Origin of the sequence: Burkholderia sp. AU27893 (assembly GCF_002223205.1) — a bacterium.
Taxonomy (GTDB): Bacteria; Pseudomonadota; Gammaproteobacteria; order Burkholderiales; family Burkholderiaceae; genus Burkholderia.
In genome coordinates, this window is the sequence record NZ_NKFD01000004.1 from 2075973 (window position 1) to 2096394 (window position 20422).

At 69.8% G+C, this 20422-nt stretch carries 17 protein-coding genes; 10 read left to right on the top strand and 7 right to left on the bottom strand.

What is annotated here, in order from left to right:
- Nucleotides 1-8 precede the first annotated feature (8 nt).
- From CFB47_RS29130 to CFB47_RS29140, 3 genes are read left to right on the top strand one after another with little or no spacing between them, the layout of a single operon-like run.
- Entirely contained in the window at nt 9-911 is a 903-nt protein-coding gene (locus CFB47_RS29130; protein WP_089463065.1) for an SDR family oxidoreductase, read from the top strand.
- Complete coding sequence (locus tag CFB47_RS29135; RefSeq protein ID WP_089463066.1) at nt 908-2482, top strand: NAD(P)/FAD-dependent oxidoreductase; 1575 nt, start codon at nt 908-910, stop codon at nt 2480-2482. The genes CFB47_RS29130 and CFB47_RS29135 overlap by 4 nt, the downstream gene beginning before the upstream one ends.
- Nucleotides 2483-2489: 7 nt before the next feature.
- Nucleotides 2490-3473, top strand: coding sequence for an alpha/beta fold hydrolase (locus CFB47_RS29140; RefSeq protein ID WP_089463067.1), 984 nt, complete (start codon nt 2490-2492; stop codon nt 3471-3473).
- A 57-nt stretch (nt 3474-3530) separates the two neighbouring features.
- Here the strand turns inward: CFB47_RS29140 and CFB47_RS29145 are convergent, their stop codons facing one another.
- Nucleotides 3531-3929, bottom strand: a complete 399-nt coding sequence (locus tag CFB47_RS29145; RefSeq protein WP_047851740.1) for a carboxymuconolactone decarboxylase family protein — start codon at nt 3927-3929, stop codon at nt 3531-3533.
- Nucleotides 3930-4287: 358 nt separating this feature from the next.
- On the opposite strand from CFB47_RS29145, the gene CFB47_RS41825 reads away from it, so the two are divergent.
- Together CFB47_RS41825 and CFB47_RS29155 are read left to right on the top strand one after the other, a co-directional pair.
- Nucleotides 4288-6663 carry a collagen-like triple helix repeat-containing protein gene (locus tag CFB47_RS41825; RefSeq protein WP_089443141.1) on the top strand — a complete coding sequence of 792 codons (2376 nt, stop codon included), beginning with the start codon at nt 4288-4290 and terminating at the stop codon, nt 6661-6663.
- A gap of 120 nt (nt 6664-6783) precedes the next feature.
- Nucleotides 6784-8067, top strand: coding sequence for an isoprenylcysteine carboxylmethyltransferase family protein (locus CFB47_RS29155; protein WP_089463068.1), 1284 nt, complete (start codon nt 6784-6786; stop codon nt 8065-8067).
- Nucleotides 8068-8154: 87 nt separating this feature from the next.
- Here CFB47_RS29155 and cml read toward each other — a convergent pair whose 3' ends face one another.
- Nucleotides 8155-9387 carry a CmlA/FloR family chloramphenicol efflux MFS transporter gene (gene cml / locus CFB47_RS29160; protein WP_089463069.1) on the bottom strand — a complete coding sequence of 411 codons (1233 nt, stop codon included), beginning with the start codon at nt 9385-9387 and terminating at the stop codon, nt 8155-8157.
- Between the two features lie 709 nt (nt 9388-10096).
- On the opposite strand from cml, the gene CFB47_RS29165 reads away from it, so the two are divergent.
- Complete coding sequence (locus CFB47_RS29165) at nt 10097-10687, top strand: histone acetyltransferase (protein WP_089463070.1); 591 nt, start codon at nt 10097-10099, stop codon at nt 10685-10687.
- Nucleotides 10688-10750: 63 nt separating this feature from the next.
- On the top strand, nt 10751-11323 hold the full coding sequence (locus CFB47_RS29170; protein ID WP_089463071.1) for an NADPH-dependent FMN reductase: 573 nt from the start codon (nt 10751-10753) through the stop codon (nt 11321-11323).
- Between the two features lie 13 nt (nt 11324-11336).
- Here CFB47_RS29170 and CFB47_RS29175 read toward each other — a convergent pair whose 3' ends face one another.
- The 4 genes from CFB47_RS29175 to CFB47_RS29190 are packed head-to-tail and all read right to left on the bottom strand — an operon-like array spanning nt 11337 to nt 16442.
- On the bottom strand, nt 11337-11951 hold the full coding sequence (locus CFB47_RS29175; protein ID WP_089463072.1) for a DUF2894 domain-containing protein: 615 nt from the start codon (nt 11949-11951) through the stop codon (nt 11337-11339).
- Complete coding sequence (locus CFB47_RS29180; RefSeq protein ID WP_060343323.1) at nt 11948-12592, bottom strand: OmpA family protein; 645 nt, start codon at nt 12590-12592, stop codon at nt 11948-11950. The genes CFB47_RS29175 and CFB47_RS29180 overlap by 4 nt, the downstream gene beginning before the upstream one ends.
- Before the next feature lie 3 nt (nt 12593-12595).
- Nucleotides 12596-15643 (bottom strand): DUF802 domain-containing protein, encoded by a 3048-nt coding sequence (locus tag CFB47_RS29185; RefSeq protein WP_089463073.1) that lies wholly within the window; start codon nt 15641-15643, stop codon nt 12596-12598.
- A gap of 10 nt (nt 15644-15653) precedes the next feature.
- Nucleotides 15654-16442, bottom strand: a complete 789-nt coding sequence (locus tag CFB47_RS29190) for a DUF3348 domain-containing protein (protein WP_089463074.1) — start codon at nt 16440-16442, stop codon at nt 15654-15656.
- 619 nt (nt 16443-17061) lie between these two features.
- Here CFB47_RS29190 and CFB47_RS29200 point away from each other — a divergent pair.
- Nucleotides 17062-18273, top strand: a complete 1212-nt coding sequence (locus CFB47_RS29200) for a hypothetical protein (RefSeq protein ID WP_089463075.1) — start codon at nt 17062-17064, stop codon at nt 18271-18273.
- 97 nt (nt 18274-18370) lie between these two features.
- On the opposite strand, the gene CFB47_RS29205 is transcribed toward CFB47_RS29200, so the two are convergent.
- A complete protein-coding gene (locus CFB47_RS29205; protein ID WP_069252865.1) occupies nt 18371-19009 on the bottom strand; it encodes a LysE family translocator in 639 nt (212 codons plus the stop codon).
- A 149-nt stretch (nt 19010-19158) separates the two neighbouring features.
- Between CFB47_RS29205 and CFB47_RS29210 the strand changes: the two genes are divergently transcribed.
- Together CFB47_RS29210 and CFB47_RS29215 are read left to right on the top strand one after the other, a co-directional pair.
- Nucleotides 19159-19623, top strand: a complete 465-nt coding sequence (locus tag CFB47_RS29210; protein WP_089463076.1) for a GNAT family N-acetyltransferase — start codon at nt 19159-19161, stop codon at nt 19621-19623.
- Between the two features lie 48 nt (nt 19624-19671).
- Nucleotides 19672-20250: a hypothetical protein gene (locus tag CFB47_RS29215; RefSeq protein ID WP_089463077.1), complete on the top strand. Its 579-nt coding sequence runs from the start codon at nt 19672-19674 to the stop codon at nt 20248-20250.
- Nucleotides 20251-20422 lie beyond the last annotated feature (172 nt).

The window sequence follows — 20422 nt, forward strand, 5'->3', positions numbered from 1 at the left end:
AACGACGGATGAACGGGTTTTCCGGCAAGGTCGCCGCGATCACGGGCGCCGGTTCGGGCATGGGCCGCAGCCTCGCGGTCGAGCTCGCGCGGCGCGGCTGCGAGGTCGCACTCGCCGACGTCAACGACGTCGGGCTCGCCGGCACGGCGGCCGCCTGCGCGCAGCACGGCGTGCGCGTGAGCACGCGGCGGCTCGACGTCGCCGACCGTGATGCGGTGTTCGCGTGGGCCGATTTCGTGCGCGCCGAGCACGGCAAGGTCAACCTGGTCTTCAACAACGCGGGCGTGTCGCTGGCCGCCAGCGCCGAGACCGCGCGCATCGCCGATCTCGAATGGATCGTCGGCATCAACTTCTGGGGCGTCGTGCACGGCACGCAGGCGTTCCTGCCGCATCTGCGCGCGTCGGGCGACGGGCACGTCGTCAACACGTCGAGCCTGTTCGGCCTCGTCGCGATGCCCACCCAAAGCGCGTACAACGCGACCAAGTTCGCGGTGCGCGGCTTTACCGAGGCGCTGCGGATGGAGCTCGAACTCGACGGCGCGCCGGTGAGCGCGACCTGCGTGCATCCGGGCGGCGTCGCGACGAACATCGTCGACGCGGGACGCGTCGATACCAGCATCCATGCGCTCACCGGCCAGGACGAAGCGACCCATCGCCGCCAGGCCAACCGCCTGATCAACGCGACGACAGCCGACGACGCCGCGCGGCAGATCCTCGCGGGGGTCGAGCGCAATGCGCGCCGCGTGCTCGTCGGCGCCGACGCGCGCCGGCTCGACCGGATCGCGCGCCTGCTCGGCGCCGGCTACCAGTGGCTGATGCTGCGCCACGTGCGCCGCGCCCGTGCCCGTAACCTTGAACGCGCGCACGCCCCGGCCGCACTCCCGACCACGCCGACCAAGGATCCCGCATGACCTCGACGACGACCGACCGGCGCGACGCGCCGCCCGCCCTCGACGCCCGCCAGGAAAGCAACGACCTCGACGTGCTGATCGTCGGCGCCGGCCTGTCCGGCATCGGCGCGGCCTATCACCTGAAGCAGCGCTGCCCGTATGCCAGCGTGGCGATCGTCGAGGCGCGCGACGCGATCGGCGGCACCTGGGACCTGTTCCGCTATCCGGGCGTCCGTTCGGATTCCGACATGTTCACGCTCGGCTACAGCTTCCGCCCGTGGCACAGCGACAAGGCGATCTCGGACGGCCAGACGATCCTCGACTACATCCGCGACACCGCGCGCGCATACGGCATCGACAAGACGATCCGCTACGGCCAGAAGGTGGTGGCAGCCGACTGGGACTCGAACCGCGCGCGCTGGACGGTACGCATCGAGCGCACGCGAAACGGTGCGACCGACTCGCTCGTCTACACCTGCCGCTTCCTGTTCATGTGCAGCGGCTATTACGACTACGACGCCGGCTACCTGCCCGACTGGGCCGGGATGGACACGTTCGAAGGCAAGCTCGTGCATCCGCAGCACTGGCCGAAGGACCTGTCGTACGCGAACCGGCGCGTGGTCGTGATCGGCAGCGGCGCGACGGCCGTCACGCTCGTGCCGTCGATGGCGGCCGATGCGCAGCACGTGACGATGCTACAGCGCTCGCCGACCTACATCGTGTCGCTGCCCGCGCGCGACAAGATCGCGAACGCGCTGCGCCGCGTGCTGCCGTCGCGGCTCGCGCACCGGCTCGTGCGCGTGAAGAACGTGCTGCTGACGATGTACCTGTACAACGTGTCGCGCCGCAAGCCCGACCGGACCAAGCAGTTCATCATCCGCGCGGCCAGCAAGCAGGTCGGCCCCGGCTTCGACGTCGCGAAACACCTGACGCCGCGCTACATGCCGTGGGACCAGCGCGTGTGCCTGGTGCCGAACGGCGACCTGTTCAAGGCGATCCGCTCGGGCCGCGCGTCGATCGTCACCGACGAGATCGAGCGCTTCACGCCGACCGGCCTCAAGCTGAAGAGCGGGCAGCAACTCGACGCCGACGTGATCGTGACCGCGACCGGGCTGAAGGTGAAGATGCTCGGCGGCGCGCGCGTGACCGTCGACGGGCGAGCGGTCAACCTGCCGGACACCGTGTCGTACAAGGGCATGATGTACAGCGACGTGCCGAACCTCGCATCGTCGTTCGGCTACACGAATGCGTCGTGGACACTGAAGGCCGAGCTGATCGCGCGCTACGTGTGCCGGCTGCTCAACCACATGCGCGCGAACGGCTACGACACGTGCGTGCCGCGGCTCGGCGCCGGCGACCTCGGCAACGTGCCGGCCGTCAACCTGAGCTCGGGCTACATCCAGCGCGCGGCCGGCATCCTGCCGAAGCAGGGGCACAGCAAGCCGTGGAAATTCCACCAGAACTACGTGCTCGATCTCGCATCGCTGAAGTTCAGCGGACTCGCCGATTCGGCGATGCAGTTCGAACGCCGCGCAAAAGCCGGCCCGGCCCCCACGGCGCCGGTTGCCGAACCCGCACTCGAAACCCGCTGAGGCCGACATGACCCCTACGCTCCATCTGATCCAGAACGTGCTGCTCGGCGTCGTCGCGGTGCTCGCCGCGCTCGCGCTGTTTACCGGTTACGTGGCCCGCCGCGTGACGCGCGCGTTTCCGCCCGAAGGCCGCTTCGTCGACATCGGCGGCGACCGCATCCACTACGTCGAATACGGCAACGGCCCGCCGATCGTGTTCGTCCACGGGCTCGCGGGGCAGCTGCGCAATTTCGCGTACCTGCCGCTCGCGCGGCTCGCTCAGCAGCATCGCGTGATCCTGATCGACCGGCCGGGCGCCGGGCGCTCGCTCCGCGGCGCGGGTTCGCAGGCGAACGTGTTCGCGCAGGCCCGCACGGTCGCCGCGTTCATCGATGCGCTGAAGCTCGACAAGCCGGTGCTGGTCGGCCACTCGCTCGGCGGCGCGATCGCGCTCGCGGTCGGGCTCAATCATGCGGACCGCGTGAGCCGCCTCGCATTGATCGCGCCGCTGTCGCACGAGCAAAGCGAGCCGCCGGCGCCGTTCAAGCCGCTGATGCTGCCGTCGCCGCTGGTGCGCCGCTTCGTGTCGTGGACCTTCGCGATTCCGCTGACGATCCTGACCGGCCGCAAGGCCGTGCGCCAGGTGTTCGCGCCGGAAGACGTGCCGCGCGACTTCCCGGTCAAGGGCGGCGGCCTGCTCGGGATGCGCCCGCACGTGTTTTACGCGACGGCGACGGACCTGCTGTCGGCGCCGGTCGACCTGCCTGCGATGGAGCGCCGCTACCCGGAGCTCACACTGCCGGTCGACGTGCTGTACGGCCGTGCCGATCCGATCCTGAACTGGCGCGAGCACGGCGAAGCGCTCGCGAAGAAATCGGCGCGCGTGCGGTTGAAGGTCGTCGAGGGCGGGCACATGCTGCCGGTCACGATTCCCGAAGCCACCGCCGACTGGCTGCTCGAAGTCGCCGCCGCGCCGGCCGAGGTGGCCGCGCCGTCGGCACGCATCGCGTAAGCCGGGATCGTGTAGCAGACCCTGATTCCGTGCCGTGCCGCCGGCGCTGCGGCGGAATCAGGTTTCGTCGTCGGGCAGCGATAGCCCGAGATCCGATATCACCTCCCGCGCGCTGCGGAATGCCTCGACCGCGGCCGGCGCGCCCGCGTACAGCGCGCTGTGCAGCAACACCTCGCGGATCTCGACGAGGCTCGCGCCGTTGTTGAGCGCGCCGCGAATGTGACCCTTCAGTTCCGTGCTGCGGCCAAGCGCCGCCAGCATCGCGCAGGTGCACAGGCTGCGCGTCTTCAGGTCGATCCCGCCCCGCTGCCACGTGCTGCCCCACGCGTGCTCGTTCAGCCAGTTCTGCAGCGGCCGCGAAAAACCGTCGAGGTCGCGCATCGCACGCTCGACGAACGCCTCGCCCATCACGTCGATGCGTCGCGCCTTGCCGTATTCCCTGTCCTGTTCGCTCATGTCCGTGTCCTGTGTGGAGTCGTGGGTGTTGCGGCGTCGCCGCCAGCCGGGGATGTCGCGCCATGTTCATCGGGCCCGCGCGTTTCGTCAAAGATGCGGGCCTCGGTTCGAGGCGCCCGCGTCACGCGATGTCGAACGCTACGTAACATCGCGCCGCGCGTTACGGCCGCGTGCGGGAACATCGCAACTGCCGCGCCGGCGCACCCTGCGTGCCCGTCGCGCGAAAGCCCCGCTACTCCGTTTAAATCGCACGTATATTCCCGATTCCTGCAATAAAGCGCGACACCGTTTCGGGAATATTGTCGTGGCGCGAAATTTGCAGTGGTGGCTTGGACACACTTCCAATGTCGAGGCCAACATGCACAAACTCTTCAAGAAGACGACGGTAACGATGGCCGTCTCGTCGCTGCTCGCACTCTATGGTTGCGGCTCGGTCGATGGACCGACCACGCCGCCGACGATCAAGCCGAGCACGTCAGGGACGGGCGGCAGCTCGGGGACGTCGGGAACGTCGGGGTCTTCTGGTACTTCGGGGTCTTCTGGTACGTCGGGCTCGTCCGGGACGTCGGGTACTACTTCGGGTACTTCCGGCACTTCGGGTACGTCGGGTACCTCCGGCACGTCGGGTACTTCCGGCACGTCGGGTACTTCCGGCACGTCGGGTACTTCCGGTACCTCGGGTACCTCCGGCACGTCGGGCACCTCCGGCACGTCGGGCACCTCCGGCACTTCGGGCACGTCGGGTACTTCCGGCACGTCGGGTACTTCCGGCACGTCGGGTACCTCCGGCACGTCGGGCACTTCCGGCACGTCGGGCACTTCCGGCACCTCGGGCACTTCCGGCACCTCGGGCACTTCCGGTACGTCGGGTACCTCCGGCACTTCGGGCACTTCCGGTACCTCCGGCACCTCGGGCACCTCCGGCACCTCGGGCACCTCCGGCACCTCGGGCACCTCGGGCACCTCTGGTACATCGGGTACTTCCGGTACGTCGGGTACTTCCGGCACGTCGGGCACTTCCGGCACCTCCGGCACCTCCGGCACCTCCGGCACCTCCGGCACGTCGGGTACTTCCGGTACCTCGGGCACTTCCGGCACGTCGGGCACTTCCGGTACCTCGGGCACCTCCGGCACGTCGGGCACCTCCGGCACGTCGGGCACCTCCGGCACCTCCGGCACCTCCGGCACCTCCGGCACGTCGGGCACTTCCGGTACCTCGGGCACCTCCGGCACGTCGGGCACCTCCGGCACCTCGGGCACTTCCGGTACCTCCGGCACTTCCGGTACGTCGGGTACCTCCGGTACGTCGGGTACTTCCGGCACTTCCGGCACCTCCGGCACCTCCGGCACCTCCGGCACCTCCGGCACCGGCGTCACCCCCCTCGGCAATGTTCTTCAAAAATCCGGCAACCTCGTGACGGCACTCGGCACGACGGTCGCAACCGGCGGCGCGCAGATCGGCGGCGTGCAGATCCCCGGCACGAACCCGACGACGGCCACCAGCGTCGGCAACGCGGTCACGAGCCTCGGCAACGGCGTGCAGGCGCTCGGCAACGGCGTCGCGGCCGGCCTCGGCTCGATCGGCGTGTCCGCCAACCCGCTCGGACCGACGCTGACGTCGACCACCGGCCTGCTGACCGGCGCCGGCGGCGCGGTCAACAACCTCGGCAACGCGGTGAAGAGCCTCGGCTCCGGCCCGCTGTCGCCGCTGTCGCCGGTCACGACGCTCGTCGGCGATCTCGTCAACACCGTCGGCGGCGCCGTCAACTCGACCGCGTCGGGCCTCAACACGGCGCTGAACAGCTCGCCGGTCCAGCAGCTCGAGACGCAGGTCGGCAAGGTGATCAACCCGATCACGAACACGCTGACCGGCGGGGTCACGACGCCGGGCGCCACGCAGACGCTCGGCGGCGTCACGCTGCTCGGCACGCCGCTCAATGGCCTGCTGAGCGCACTCGGCAACGGCCTCGCCAGCGCCGGCACGAAGGTCGGCGGCGCAACCGACAACCCGGTCGGCGGCGCGCTCGGCGGTGTCGTGGCACAGCTCGGCAACACGGTGACGTCCACCGGCGGCCTCGTCCACGACAACAACGCGGGCAGCTCCAGCAGCGGCACGGGCGGCAGCAACCCGCTCGCCCCGATCACGGGCCTGCTCGGCACGCTGACGGGCGGCCTCGGCGGCGGCAGCTCGAGCGGTTCCGGCGGCACCAGCGGTACCAGCGGCACGAGCAGCGGCGGCCCGCTCGGACCGGTCACGGGCCTGCTCGGCTCGCTGACGGGTGCGCTCGGCGGCCTCGGTTCGGGCGGCACCAGCGGTACCGGCGGAACGAGCGGCACGGGCGGCACCAGCGGCACTGGTGGCGCGGGTATCGGCGGCCTGCTCGCGCCGGTCACCAACCTCGTCAACTCGCTGACGCCGCTCGGCGCCAGCCTCACCGGCACGGTCACGACGCCGGGCGGCAACGTGACGGGCACGCTCGGCGGCCTGCTGTCGAGCGGCCCGGTCGGCACGGTGACGGGTGCGCTGACGACGCCGGCAGGCGGCGCGGGCGCCACCGGCACGGCCAGCCCCGGCGGTGCGGCCGGCACGGTCACGACGCCGGCGGGTGGCGGCTCCGTGGTGGGCGGCCTGACCGGCGGCTCGAGCGGTGGTGCCGCGGGCGGCGCCGGCAACCTGCTGTCGCCGGTGACGAACCTCCTGGGCGGTCTGCTGGGCGGCGGCAACAAGAAGTAACGCTTTACCTATCAAAACCACAGGCCAATGGCCGGGCGCGCATCCATACAAAGCCCGGCCGACGGCCGGCGTCACCCGCCAAGCGGGGGCGCCGGCCCTCATCCGTACGAGGATCCGATCATGAATTCCACGCTTGACGGCATCGCCGCGGTCCAGGACCGCCCACCCCGTTCCGCCACGCCGCTGCGCGCCGGCCTGCTCGGCATCACCGCCGGGCTCTTCGCGCTGTGGATCACGCGCGGTCAGCCGAGCCTCGACGCCGCCACCCGCGCGGTCATCGCGAGCCTCGCGATCATCGGCACGATCGCGCTGCACGAAATCTTCATCTCGCGCGTCTACCTGCGCCCGAGCGCGGGCCTGTCGCGGCAGGCCGTCCGGCCGCTCGGCATCGCGCGCGTCGCGACGCGGCTCGGCGCGCTGACGTCGATCTATGCCGCCATCGGCGTGATCTACTGGCTGCTGCCCGAATACCACGGCAAGTTCTACCTGCCGTTCTGGTCGCTGCTGCGCTCGCTCGCGCCGTACGTGATCGTCGCCGCGCCGTTCTACTTCGCGTGGATGGACCGCCACCAGCGCGAGACCGACGACGCGTACCTGCTGTGGGGCCGCTTCCTGTTCCGCCGCGAGCAGCCCGCAAGCTGGAAGCCGGTGCGCGAGATGCTGGCTGGCTGGGGCGTGAAGGCGTTCTTCCTGCCGCTGATGACCGTCTACCTGTCGAAGGACGCCGATCACCTGACCGCGTCGCTCGCGAACGCGATGCATGCGCCGATGACGATCGCAACCTTCGTGTTCATGTACGACCTGTCGTTCACGATGGACCTGATGTTCGGCACGGTCGGCTATTTGTGCACGTTCCGCATCCTCGACAGCCACGTGCGCACCGTCGAGCCGACGACGCTCGGCTGGGTGGCCGCGCTGATGTGCTACCAGCCGTTCTGGTCGCTGTTCTCGAACAACTACATCCGCTACGAAGGCTCGATGTTCTGGGACAACTGGCTGATGTCGGCCCCGACGCTGCGCGTGATCTGGGGCGCGGTGATCATCCTGCTGCTGTTGACCTACGCGCTGTGCACGATCTCGTTCGGGCTGCGGTTCTCGAACCTGACGAACCGCGGGATCATCACGTCGGGCCCGTACCGCTTCACGAAGCATCCGGCGTACATCACGAAGAACCTGTCGTACTGGATGGTGTCGGTGCCGTTCGTCGAGCCGCTCGGCTGGCAGGTCGGGCTCATGCACTGCGCGGGGCTCGTCGCGATCAACCTGATCTACTACACGCGGGCGAAGACGGAAGAGCGCCACCTGATGCGCGATCCCGACTATCGCGCGTATGCCGAATGGATCGAGCAGCACGGGCTGTTCGCGCGGATCAGGCAGGCGTTCGGGCAGCGCGCGCCGGCTTGACGCTGGGCCAATGGCGGGGCTCGCTGCCCCGCCACTTCATCGAAGCGCCGCGCGGCCCCACACCACAGCGCGTCGCCGCGCGCATGCTCAGTCGAACGAGACGCTGCTGTCGCACCCGTCACGCGCGCGACCGGTTGCACGCGTCAGCCCCTTGATCGCGACGAAGCTCGCGAGGCCCATACCGAAGCAGCAGGCCGCCAGCGGCCACGCGGTGGCACCGTCGAAGACCAGCGTCGTGAGCGTGCCCACGCCGGTGACGATCACGCCCTGCACCGCGTAGTAGAGCGCAACCGCCTTGCCGGCGGCAGCGCCGAAATCGCGCAGCGCGCCGTTCGCGGACACCGACGACATCAGCACGATACCGACCGCGACCAGCCACATCGGCATCACGAACGTCGCGAACGACGGCTTCGCCAGGACCGTACAGACGGCCAGCACGATCGCACCCGTCGTCATCGTGAACGCCCCTCGCGCAACGCAACCCGCCTCGCCCCACCTCGACACGAACGTTCCCGCGAAGCGCGACACGACGACCATGACGATCGCGACGGTCGCAAAGGCCAGGCTGAACGCCTCGCGGGAATAGCCTGCCCCGCCGACCAGCACGCGCGGCGCGGTGGAGAAGAACACGAAGAACGCCCCCATCGCGGCGGCAAACGCGAGCGTATGAACCTGAAAGGGCCGGCTGCAGAGAATCGATGCGACGGACGGCCCCTGCCGGTTTGCCGTCCGCGGCCGCGTTTCATGCCAGCGTGGCCACGCACGGCCGCACGCGAACAGCCCCAGCAGGCCGAGCGTCGCGAAGATCGCGCGCCATCCACAGGCCGTCGCGATGGCCGCGCCGAGCAGCGGGCCCAACGCGGGCACGAACGCCAGCATCGCGCCGAACTGGCTGTAGATCGTGCGGCCTTCCGGGCGATCGGCGTAGACATCGCGCACGGTCGCGAACGTGGCGACGAGCGCGGCCGACGCGCCCAGTGCCTGCAGCACACGCAGTGCAACGAACAGGCCGCCGCCGGTCGCGATTGCAAGCGCCAGCGAAGCCGCCGCAAAACACAGTGCGCCGCCCAGCACTACCGGCCGTCTGCCGACGCGGTCCGATATCGGGCCGAAGAGCATCTGCCCCAGGCCAAGGACGACCATGTAGACGCTCAGCGTCAACTGGACGATGGCCGGTGTCGTGCCCAGCGCAGACGGCATCTCCGGGATCACCGGCAGGTACACGTCCATCGCCAGCGACGCGAGAAGATCGAAAGGCGCCATCAGCAGCAGCGCCGACGGCAACGAATAAGCCCAGACGGGCGTGGATTGTTCAGGCATGACGAGGCATCCGCTCAGAAAAGGGAATCTGGCGGCGATCTGCCTGGTCAGCGAGGGACAACGGGAGATCGCCGCAACGACCGGTTGACGAAGGTCGTTGCGGCTTAGCGATCCGTGGACGGGCCGGCTCCCATGGAGAAATCCTTGCGGTGTGCGTTGACTGCGCAGTGTAGTCGGTTCGACCGGGCGGCACCAGCCGCGTGCGCACGGCCAGCGGAGGCTGTCGGGCCGCCCCGCGTCGCCCTCCGCTCGGGCGACGGCACGCCCCCATGCGGCCAATTGTCGCGAAACGACGCGATTCTCCGCCTTTCGTCGCTTTTCATCTTCTGTCCGATTGCCCACCCGAATCACGTCGCGTATGGTGCTGCCCGTCCGCGTGCGATACGGCGCCCGACCTGCGCGCGTGTCGCCCGGACCTTCGACCGTCGTCCCGCACGACGGCCGCGCGGGCCGTGCCCGCCACTCACCGTCTCCGCGATGCCGCACTCCGGCGCCGCGCATTCATGAGGAGAGAGACGTGATCCACAAAGTCCTGATCCTGTTCGCACTCTGCATCGCGGGCCTCGCCGCGATCGCCGCCGGTTTCCAGCACATCCCCAGCTGATTCGCGGCCCCGGCTCGCTTCGCCGAGCCCGGGGGCCGCAGCCATTCCTTTCCCCGTTTGCGATGAACCACTTTCTCGGACCGCCCGGGACGGGCGACCTTTGCCATGCGTATCGACGTACAGCATTCCCAGCACGACATCGACGATGAACTCGACACGCTCTACGCGCGTCTCCACCAGCCCGGCCATCGCCTGCACGGCCTGCCGGCGGTCGCGCTCGGCCGCTCCGGCCTGATCGTCCGCCACCGCGAGGCGGACGGCGAGTACTTCCTGTATGTCGAAGATCCGGCCGCGCGCCAGCTCGCCGGCTATACGGTGTTCAACCGCCTGCCCGAAATCCCGCGCCGCGCCGACCGCTACCTGCGCGCACCGCATACGCGGCTGCGCGGGTCCGCGCAACGCAAGGGGCTCGCGACGACGTTGTATCGCTGGGGGCTCGACGCGGGCCTGTGCCTGATCAGCGGCGCGCGCCAGTCGGTGGGCGCCGCGCAGTTGTGGACGGCGCTCGCGCAGGATTACCGGCACGGCTTCGTCGATATCGACGGGCGTGCGCTGCGTTATCTCGGCGAAACCGTCGCCGACGACGTGCACGGCGCGCTGCATACGCGGCGGCTGATGCTCGGTCAGGGATGGGAGATCGGGGAATTCGCGCGCGTGACGGGGATGGCCGGCGCCGCCCGAACCCCGGTGCGATAATCCGTGCGACCTGCGCGACGCGATGCTCTCCGCGACGCGACGCGCCAACCGACACGCCCATCGATGACCACCGATCCCCGCCCCCACGCCGACCGCCACCTCGACATCGTCGCGCTGTGCGGCAGCCTGCGCGCGCAGTCGTACAACGCCGCCCTGCTCGATGCGGCCGCGCGCGTCGCGCCGCGCGGCATGCGCATCGTGCGCTTCGATCGTCTCGGCGAATTCCCGCTGTTCAATCCCGATACCGAATATCCGTCGCCCGCCGCGGTGCACGACCTGATCGACCGCGTGAATGCCGCCGACGGCCTGCTGATCGCCAGCCCGGAATACGCGCACGGCGTATCGGGCGTGATGAAGAACGCGCTGGACTGGATCGTGGGATGCGAGGCCGTCGTGTACAAGCCGGTCGCGGTGCTGAATGCGTCGCCGCGCGCGACGCATGCGGACGCCGCGCTGCGGGAGACGCTGTCGGTGATGTCGGCGAACATCGTCGAGCGCGCGTCGATCACGCTGCCGATCCTCGGGAGCCAGCTCGACGCGGCGGGGATCGCCGCGCATCCGCCGTTCGCAGCGGCGCTGGCCGATGCGTTGCACGCGCTGCGCGCGGCTATCCAGGAGGCCGAGCCGGGCCGGTAGCCACCCGCGTTCGTTACCGCGCCTTCGCGCGCGTCACCTTCTTCGCCGGCTTGGTCGCCTTCGCGCGCGGCGCTTCCTTCTCGGGCTGCGCGCCGCCGCCGGCGAGATCCTCGAGCCACGCGAGCGCGTCGACATACGACAGGAACTGCTGCAGATAAGCTGGCGACAACTCGCGCATCGTCGCGAGCGACCGGTGCACGAGACTGTTCGAATTGAGCGGCCCCGCGTTGCGCGGCACCTGGTCGAGCGACTGGCGGTACTGCTGCTCCGTGCGGACCTTCGACCACATCGTACGGAAGTAGTCGACCAGTTCGGGATCGAGCCCGCGCCGGTCGGCCTGCGCATCGCGCGCGAGCCGCTCGACGAGTGCCGCCAGCGCGCCGCGCGCGGGCGCACCGGCCGCGCCGCTTGCGGTTGCCGTGTCACCGGCGCGCGCAACGATCTCCTCGAAGCCTGCGAGCAATGTCGCCAGCCGTGCGTCGAGCAACGCGCGCGCATCGCCTTCGACCGCGGCCGCGCGCCGTTCGAGCGCGTCGATCCGGTGAAAGCGCACCGGATCGAGCCGGTCGGCGCCCTGCTCACGCCATGCGTCGAGCGTCGCGCGAACGTGCGTCGCGTCGCCGGTCACTTCGCCTTCCCTCCGTTCGAAGCCGACTTGCGCGGCACCGGCGCGATCTCCACGCGGCGGTTCTTCGCGCGGCCTTCATCGTCCGCATTCGAGCTGACCGGCTGCTCGGAGCCGAACGCGGCCGCGAACACCGACGACGCCGGCACGCCGGCGTCGATCAGCGCGCGCGTGACCGTCAACGCGCGCTTGGCCGACAGTTCCCAGTTGTCCGCGAACAGGCGGTTGCCCGCATGCACCTGCTGGTCGTCGGCGAAGCCGCTGATCATCAGGATCTCGTCGCGCGTCTTCAGGTAGGCGCCGAGCGGCGCAGCCAGCGTCTTCAGCAGGTCACGGCCAGCTGGCTGCAACTGGTCGGAATTCAATGCGAACAGCACGTTGCCGCTGATGCCGATGCGGCCGTTCACGAGCGTCACGCGACCGGCCGCGAGCGGCCCGGCAAGCGCCTGCTCGAGCGACTTGCGCTGCTGCGCTTCCTGCTGGCGCGCACGCACGGCCTCCTCGAGCTTCGACGTGAGCTGAAGCTGCATGCCGATCACGCCGACGAGGATCAGCACGAACGCGCCGAGCAGCACCGACATCAGGTCGGCGAACGCAGGCCATACCGGCGCGGAGGACGCGCCGCCGTCGATTTCGTCATGCATGCGTTACGCTCCGACGCTCGCCCGCCGGCCGGCGAGCTGCTGCAGGTCTTCGACGATCTGCTTCTGCGACATCATGCTCAGGTCGATCACCTCGCGCGCCTGCGCGACGTAGTACTCGAGCTGCTCGTCGCTGCGCGCGAGCGACTTCTCGAGCGCGGCCTCGATGCGTTGCAGATGGGTCAGCAGCTTGTCGTTCGACTCGCCGAATACCTGCACGGCCATCCCGAACGCGTCGCCGAGGCTCGCGACCTCGACGGCGCCCGCCGTGACTTGCGCGGCCACCGAATCGAGCTTGCGCGTTTCGGCATCGACGGTGTCGTTGAAGCGCGCGCCGACGCGATCGAGCAGGTCGGCCGACGTGCTGACGAGCGCATCGATCGCGGTGCGCTGTTCGGTCGACGCGTGATTGACCGCGCCGAGCAGCGTTTCGAGCGTCGCGAGCAGGCGGCTGCGTTCCTCGAGCATCGCGGTGTCGTGCACCAGGCTGTCGGACAGGCGCTGGCGCAGCTCGGCGACGACGTCGGCCGCGGCTTTCGGCGCCTCCGAGGCAGCCTGCACGAGACGCGCGATCTCGTTGATCGTGTCGCTCGCGTGCACCTGCGCCTGCGCGGTGATGTCGTTCGCGGTGCGGGCCAGCGTGTCGCAGATGTCCTGCTGGCGCGTCGCGGCCTGCGCGCTCGTCTGTGCCCATTCGTCGCGCAGCGCGGCGGCCATCGCGGCGAGCGAGTCGTTCCATGCCGCCAGGCGCTGTTCGTCGCGCGCGGCCAGTTGCGTCTGCAGGCTGGCATGCGAATCGCGGATCGTCGACAGCAGTTCGTTCGAGCGTTGTTCGAACGTCGAAGCCTGTGCGGTCAGGTCGCGCGTCGTTTGTGCCAGTGCGTCGCAGATTTCCTGCTGACGGCCCGCGCTGTGCACGCCTGCGCGCTGCCATTCGTCACCGAGCTTCGCGGCCATCGCGGCCAGCGAGTCGTTCCATGCAGCGAGGCGTTCTTCGTCGCGTGCAGCCAGTTGCGTCTGCAGGCCCGTATGCGAATCGCGGATCGTCGACAGCAGTTCGTTCGAGCGTTGTTCGAACGTCGACGCCTGTGCGGTCAGGTCGCGCGTCGTTTGTGCCAGTGCGTCGCAGATTTCCTGCTGACGGCCCGCACTGTGTACACCTGCGCGCTGCCATTCGTCACCGAGCTTCGTGGCCATCGCGGCCAGCGAGTCATTCCACGCAGCGAGGCGTTCTTCGTCGCGTGCGGCCAGTTGCGTCTGCAGGCCCGTGTGCGAATCGCGGATCGTCGACAGCAGCTCATTCGAGCGTTGCTCGAACGTCGATGCCTGCGCCGTGAGATCGCGCGTCGTTTGCGCCAGTGCATCGCAGATTTCCTGCTGACGGCCCGCACTGTGCACGCCTGCGCGTTGCCATTCGTCGCCGAGCTTCGCGGCCATCGCGGCCAACGAGTCGTTCCATGCGGCGAGGCGTTCTTCGTCGCGTGCGGCCAGTTGCGTCTGCAAGCCTGTGTGCGAATCGCGGATCGTCGACAGCAATTCGTTCGAACGTTGCTCGAACGTCGAAGCCTGCGCCGCGAGATCGCGCGTCGTTTGCGCCAGTGCGTCGCAGATTTCCTGCTGACGGCCCGTGCTGTGCTCACCTGCGCGTTGCCATTCGTCGCCGAGCTTCGCGGCCAGCGCGGCCAGCGAATCGTTCCATGCAGCGACGCGCTGCTCGTCGCGTGCCGCCAGGTCGGCCTGCAGCCCCGCGTGCGACTCGCGCATCGCGGCAAGCGCCGCGCCGGAATGACGTTCGAACGTCGCGGCTGCCTCGCCCAGCGCGCGCGCGTGCTGGCCGGCCAGCGTCTCGCCGACCTGCTCCTGGCGCGACAGCGCATCGCGCCACGCATCCGCCAGGCGGCTTTCAGTCGATTCGAGGCGCGTCGCCACGCCGTCGAGCAGGTCCGTCGAGCGCTGCGAGAACGTGTCGGTGAACTGGCCGAGCGTCGTCTGCAACTGCTGCGCGACGGCCTCGCCCGCGCGGCGCTGTTCGTCGAGCGCGCGGTTCCAGACGGCCGTCACGTTGCCGGTGGTCTTCTCGAAGCCGTCCGTCAGCCCGTCGAGCTGACGCTGCACGGCGCCCGTCACGGTGTCGCGCAGCGCGGCCATCTCCTGCGCGAGCCCCGTCATCGTCGCGGCGACGACCGGCTGCAGCGCGGCACCGGCCACGCGCGCGCTCTCGGCGGCGCTTTCCTTCAGCGCGTCGCCGACATTCGACGCGAGGCCCGCATACGCGCGCTCGGTCCGGTCGAAAAACGCCTGCTGGCTTTCGATCTGGCGATCGTGCAGTGCGACGCTGCGCGCCTCGAGCGTCGTCATCATCGTCTGCAGCCGGTCGACCAGCGCCGGCATCACGTCGGCCTGGCGCTGCAACAGCCGGAACGATTCGTCGCGCTGATGCGCGGACGAATGCACGCGCAACGTCGTCGCGATCTTCGCGTCGAGCTGCTGGGCCGCGTCGATCCGCTCGCGGCGCACGAGCGCGGACAGCAGCCCGAGCATCGCGGACGTCGCGACGCCGGCAATCGACGTGCCGAACGCGAACCCGAGGCCCTTCACCGGCGCGATCAGCGACGCGCGGATCGCGTCGAGATCGGTCGCGCTTTCGAGCGCGGCGCCGGTGCCCTTCAGCGTGACGACCATCCCGAGCAGCGTGCCGAGCATGCCGAGCAGCACGAGCAGGCCGACGAGGTAAGGCGTGAGCGACGGGCCCGGCAGCGCGACGCGCGCGCCCTCGACCCGCGCACGCACGGCGCCGCGCAGGCCCGGGTGCAGCGTGTCGAGCCACGTGTCGAGCTTCGCGGGCGGCTCGGTCAGGCCGGCGACCGCGCGCGACAGCGTGGCGGTGGCCTGCCGGTAGCGCAGCAGTTCCCATGCGCCGGCGACGTAGCACGCGGCGATCAGCAGCGTGACGGCCGCCGCCAGCGGGTTCGACGCGACATAGCCGACGCCGATCCAGCCCACAGCGAGCAGACCGGCGACGAAGACAACGAGATCAAGGCGAATTCTGGACATAGCGTGTTGATTAGCTGGTGCGAAGGGCCGCGAGCAGCCCGTCTACCGTTTGAAACCGGACTTCGAGTTCGGCAAGCAGGATGCTTTGCATCTCGTCGCGAAACGTATCGAGCCATGCGCCGGGCACGATCGCCGCGACGGCCGTGGCATCGGCCACCACCGCGCCGTCGTCATCGGCCGGATCGGCTGCGGCTGCGGCTGCGGCTGCGGCTGCGGATTCGGCATCGGCCAGCGCCTGCCGCTCCGCGTCACGCAGCCGCCCGAAACGGGTGGCGAGCAACGCGGGGATGGCCGACAGCAGGCTGCGCTCGCGCGCGCCGAGCACGCGCTCCATGATCGCGTCGAGCGTCGCGAGCCGCGCCATCCCGGACGAACGCGCGGCGACCGCGACCCGCAGGCGGCCGCGCAACTGGCCGATCGCCGTTTCCATGTCCTGCTGCAGGGTCAGATAACGCTGGCGGAAGTCCGCGAAATCGGCCGTGTCGGCGGCCGGCGGCGGCGGATCGCCGGGCCGGCGCCGCGCACGCGGCCGGTTCGTGGCCGTGATCGCCTGCGCGAGCTCGTGGCGCACGCGTGCGCAGTCGCGCTCCGCGTCGTAGCCGCGCACGCCGGCCGCGACGCCCGGCGGGCTCGCGTTCAGTGCGGACGACAGCGTGATCGCGTCGGTCCAGCCGAGCCACTGGCTCAGTCGATCGGACAGCGTCTGCCGGGATTCCGCGACGTCGGCATCGGCCAGGCGCGCGAGCAACCGGACGAGCGCCGGGCCGCTCAGCGCCGGGCGCGGAGGTGCTTGCACCATGCTGCAAACCGTCAAAAAAGGCAGCAGTTTACACGTCGCCGGGCGGTCGGCCGCCAGAATCGGGGAAGCGGCGCCGATCGGCGCGGCGGGCGACACACGCGAACGCCCGCCGCGCAAGGCTTGGCGGGCGACTGGAGGCTGCTGCTGCGGTCCTGCCGGGCAATTGCCGTTGCCGTTGCCGTTGCCCTTGCCCTTGCCCTTGCCCTTGCCCTTGCCCTTGCCCTTGCCCTTGCCCTTGCCCTTGCCCTTGCCCTTGCCCTTGCCCTTGCCCTTGCCCTTGCCCTTGCCCTTGCCCTTGCCCTTGCCCTTGCCCGTGCCCGTGCCCTTGCCCGTGCTTCTGCCCCTGCCCCTGCCCCTGCCCCTGCCCCTGCTCCTGCTCCTGCTCCTGCTCCTGCTCCTGCTCCTGCTCCTGCTCCTGCTCCTGCCCCTGCTCCTGCCCCTGCTCCCGCCCACCACCGCGCGCCCCCGCCGGTTACGAATATCGTCCGACGATACCGGCCGCGTTGCACTACCATCAAAGCACCCGTCGAGCCATGCGAGCCGGCCGCGGGCGGCGCCGCCGAGACCGGGCGCCACCGACCCACGACGACAACAGACGGGCCCGGCCCGACCGCATACGATGCTTGCCAATCTCGTCACGCGCCTGCGCGACCGTTTCGGCAAACCGCCGACCCCGCAGGCCTTCGCGGAACGCCTGATCGCCACGCTGCGCGCGTCGGGCGACACGCGCACCTGGCGCCACGAGGACGAGAAGGGCTGCCTCGTCCAGTCGGATGCGCCGTCGAACATCATCAACCTGAATAACCTGTTCCGCGACTACGCGGCCGCGAAGCCGTCCGAGCGGGACATCGTGCTGAAGCGCCAGGCGAACGCGATGATGCAGCACGAGATCCCGACGGATTTCGCCGTCGCGCGCGCGAAGCTGCGGCCCGTGATCCGCAGCGCGACCGAGCGCTGCGTAGCCGCGCTGCAACTGGCCGGGCAGCCCGGCATCACGGCGCTGGCGTTCCGGCCGCTGTGCGAGAACCTCGAAATCGGCATCGCGTACGACGGCGAGTTCAACATCGCGCGCCTGCCGACCGCGACGCTCGACCAATGGGGCGTCTCGTTCGACGAAGCCTGCGACATCGCGATCGACAACCTGCGGGCCGCATCGTCGACGCCGTGGGCCGCGCTGCCGAACGGGGTATTCCTGTCGCAATTCGACGACTCGTACGACGCGGCGCGGCTGCTGCTGACCGACCTGCTCCACCGGCAACCGATCGCCGGCGCGCCGGTCGTGATGGCGCCGAACCGCGCGGTGCTGCTGCTCACCGGCGACCGCAACCCGGCCGGGCTCGCCGCCATGGTCGACCTCGCCGAACACGCGCAGGCGCAGCCGCGCCCGCTGCCGCCGCTGATGCTGCGCTGGGACGGCACCGCCTGGCGGCGCTTCGTGCCGGCCGGGCTCGAAGCGAAGCTGCATGCGCTGCGCATCGGCGAGCTCGCGGGCGACTACCAGGATCAGCGGATGCTGCTCAACGACGTGCATGAGCGCAACGGCACCGACCTCTTCGTGGCGGCCTACTCGGTGTACAAACGCCAGGACGGCAGCCTGTTCAGCGTCGGCGTATGGAGTGACGGCGTGCCTTCCCTGCTGCCCGAAACGGATATCGTCGCGCTCCATCGCGGCTCGACGGGGCAGTCCGCCTACGTGCCGCTGGCCGAGCTGCTGCGCACGTGCGGCGACCTGATGACGGCCACCGGGCATCGCCCGGTGCGCTATGAAGTGAAGGCATTTCCGGACGACACGCGGTTCGCGGCGCTGCTGGCGCGGTTCAGCGAAGCCTGATGCCGATGCGTGTTCGCGCGGCGCGCGCCGGCGGACGGCCACGGGAATGGCCGGCCGCCGTGCGATGCAGATCGGGAATGGAAGCGGTCAGATGCGGTCAGATGCCCGCTTTCGGGGCATTCAGGATCAGTCGCAGCCCGAGCAGCGTGATCGCGCCGGCGGCGATGCGGTCGACCCACTTCTTCGCGCGCAGGTAGAGCTCGCGCGGCCGGCGCGTGGAGAAGCACAGCGCGACGATCGTGTACCAGCCGAACTCGACGCCGAACACGAGCGGCGGCAGCGCCAGATAGCACCACAGCGGCGGATGCTGCGGAAGCAGCGCCGCAAAGATGCTGCCGTACCAGATCGCCGTCTTCGGGTTGCTGAGCTGGGTCGTGAGGCCCGTCCAGAACGACTTGCGCGCGCTGCCGCCGGCCATCGCCTGCGGATCGTCCATCGCGATCGGCCGGTCGGCGCCGCGCCAGATCTTCGACGCCATGTAGATCAGGTACGCGCCGCCCGCCACCTTCAGCCCCACGTACAGCCATTCGACGGCCTGCAGCAGCGTATAGAGCCCGGCCAGCGCGACGCCGCCGAACACGATGCCGCCGATGCCCATGCCGAGCGCGGTAGCGAGCCCGTCCCGGCGCGACAGCCCGATCGAATTGCGGGCAACCAGCACGAAGCTCGGGCCCGGAATCATCGCGCCGAGAAACAGCGCGGCCAGGATGGCGAGTACGGCAGCCGATGCAGTCATCGAAGTCTCCTTGGTGAGCGACGCCGAATCGCCAGCGCCTGCGTGTTGTTTCCGAGGGTCGAGCCGCTGATTCTGGCACGCTTCGCGCATGGCCGAAAGCAACTTTGCGCTGCTATGCTGGCCCCTTTCCCGTGATTCGCGCCGCCCCCATGATCGAGATTCGCGCCGCCCGCTATCCCGATGACGCCCGTGCCGTCGAGGCGATCTTCCGCGAGTACATCGCGAGCCCGACCGTCAGCCTCGATTTCCAGGACTACGAGCCCGAGATCGTTGCGCTGCCCGGCAAGTACGCAGCGCCGCGCGGGCGGCTGCTGCTCGCGTGGCAAGGCGAGCGCGTGGTGGGCTGTGCCGCGTTTCGCGAAATCGACGCGACGACGTGCGAGATGAAGCGCGTCTATGTGCGTCCCGACGCGCGCGGGCTGAACGTCGGCCGCCAGCTCGTCGAACGGCTGCTGCACGACGCGAAGGCGGCCGGCTATGCGCGGATGTGCCTCGACGTGCTGCCCGAATTCGTCGCCGCCAGGAAACTGTATGCGTCGCTCGGCTTCACGCCCGCGCCGCCCGTCGCGTTCAATCCGGTGCCGGGCACCGAGTTTCTCGGGCGGGACTTGTAATATCCACGCCATCGGCACCTCTCTTTCCTTTCGACCGGACACCTCGTGATGCGCGCTTCCCGCCTGCCGTTCGTGCTCCTTCCGCTGCTCGCCGCGCTTTCGTTCAACGCCCGCGCGGGCGACCTGCCGAAATCGGTCGCCGCGCAGCTACCCGCCGGCTTCCAGCCGCTCGTCGCGCATGCCGGGCCCGATCTCGACAACGGGCGGCACAGCTTGCTCGTCGTCGTGCATCGGGCGGTCGATACGCGCGAGCAGCCGTCGCCGCGTCCGCTGCTGATCTTCGAGGAGCAACCGGATCACGGATTCCGGCTCGTCGCGCGCAACGACCAGGTCGTGCTGCGCGCGAACGAAGGCGGCCAGTGCGATCCGTTCGATCCCGAAGATGCCGCCGACAACGGCTTCGCGATCAAGGGCCACTATTTCACCGTGCAGAACTTCGTCGCGTGCGGGCAGCACTGGACCGACTACGTGACGTTCCGCTACGACCCGCACACGCACGGGTGGCTGTTCTCGAACCAGATCGTCACCGAATCGTTCCCGCTCGACGACCAGCCCGACCACGTCACCGTCACGCGCGCCGATGCGCATCGGCCGGTGTCGTTCGGTCAGTGGCAACGCAAGGACTGACGCGGCCAGTCCGGCGCGCTGCGCGTCGGTTGCCTCGGACGCCGGCAGGCGCGGGCACGGCCGGATACCGTCACGCCCCGCCGCTCCCGCGCTCGCGCTCGCGCTCGCGAGCGCACGCCAACAGGACTACCATGAACGCTTGCCGTCGCGCGACCGTGCGGCGGCCTCGCAC

What these genes read in the sequence shown, in the direction of transcription:
- CFB47_RS29130 (WP_089463065.1), top strand. Translation starts at nt 9, where the DNA reads ATGAACGGGTTTTCCGGCAAGGTCGCCGCGATCACGGGCGCCGGTTCG.
- CFB47_RS29135 (WP_089463066.1), top strand. Translation starts at nt 908, where the DNA reads ATGACCTCGACGACGACCGACCGGCGCGACGCGCCGCCCGCCCTCGAC.
- CFB47_RS29140 (WP_089463067.1), top strand. Translation starts at nt 2,490, where the DNA reads ATGACCCCTACGCTCCATCTGATCCAGAACGTGCTGCTCGGCGTCGTC.
- CFB47_RS29145 (WP_047851740.1), bottom strand. Translation starts at nt 3,929, where the DNA reads ATGAGCGAACAGGACAGGGAATACGGCAAGGCGCGACGCATCGACGTG.
- CFB47_RS41825 (WP_089443141.1), top strand. Translation starts at nt 4,288, where the DNA reads ATGCACAAACTCTTCAAGAAGACGACGGTAACGATGGCCGTCTCGTCG.
- CFB47_RS29155 (WP_089463068.1), top strand. Translation starts at nt 6,784, where the DNA reads ATGAATTCCACGCTTGACGGCATCGCCGCGGTCCAGGACCGCCCACCC.
- cml (WP_089463069.1), bottom strand. Translation starts at nt 9,387, where the DNA reads ATGCCTGAACAATCCACGCCCGTCTGGGCTTATTCGTTGCCGTCGGCG.
- CFB47_RS29165 (WP_089463070.1), top strand. Translation starts at nt 10,097, where the DNA reads ATGCGTATCGACGTACAGCATTCCCAGCACGACATCGACGATGAACTC.
- CFB47_RS29170 (WP_089463071.1), top strand. Translation starts at nt 10,751, where the DNA reads ATGACCACCGATCCCCGCCCCCACGCCGACCGCCACCTCGACATCGTC.
- CFB47_RS29180 (WP_060343323.1), bottom strand. Translation starts at nt 12,592, where the DNA reads ATGCATGACGAAATCGACGGCGGCGCGTCCTCCGCGCCGGTATGGCCT.
- CFB47_RS29185 (WP_089463073.1), bottom strand. Translation starts at nt 15,643, where the DNA reads ATGTCCAGAATTCGCCTTGATCTCGTTGTCTTCGTCGCCGGTCTGCTC.
- CFB47_RS29190 (WP_089463074.1), bottom strand. Translation starts at nt 16,442, where the DNA reads ATGGTGCAAGCACCTCCGCGCCCGGCGCTGAGCGGCCCGGCGCTCGTC.
- CFB47_RS29200 (WP_089463075.1), top strand. Translation starts at nt 17,062, where the DNA reads ATGCTTGCCAATCTCGTCACGCGCCTGCGCGACCGTTTCGGCAAACCG.
- CFB47_RS29205 (WP_069252865.1), bottom strand. Translation starts at nt 19,009, where the DNA reads ATGACTGCATCGGCTGCCGTACTCGCCATCCTGGCCGCGCTGTTTCTC.
- CFB47_RS29210 (WP_089463076.1), top strand. Translation starts at nt 19,159, where the DNA reads ATGATCGAGATTCGCGCCGCCCGCTATCCCGATGACGCCCGTGCCGTC.
- CFB47_RS29215 (WP_089463077.1), top strand. Translation starts at nt 19,672, where the DNA reads ATGCGCGCTTCCCGCCTGCCGTTCGTGCTCCTTCCGCTGCTCGCCGCG.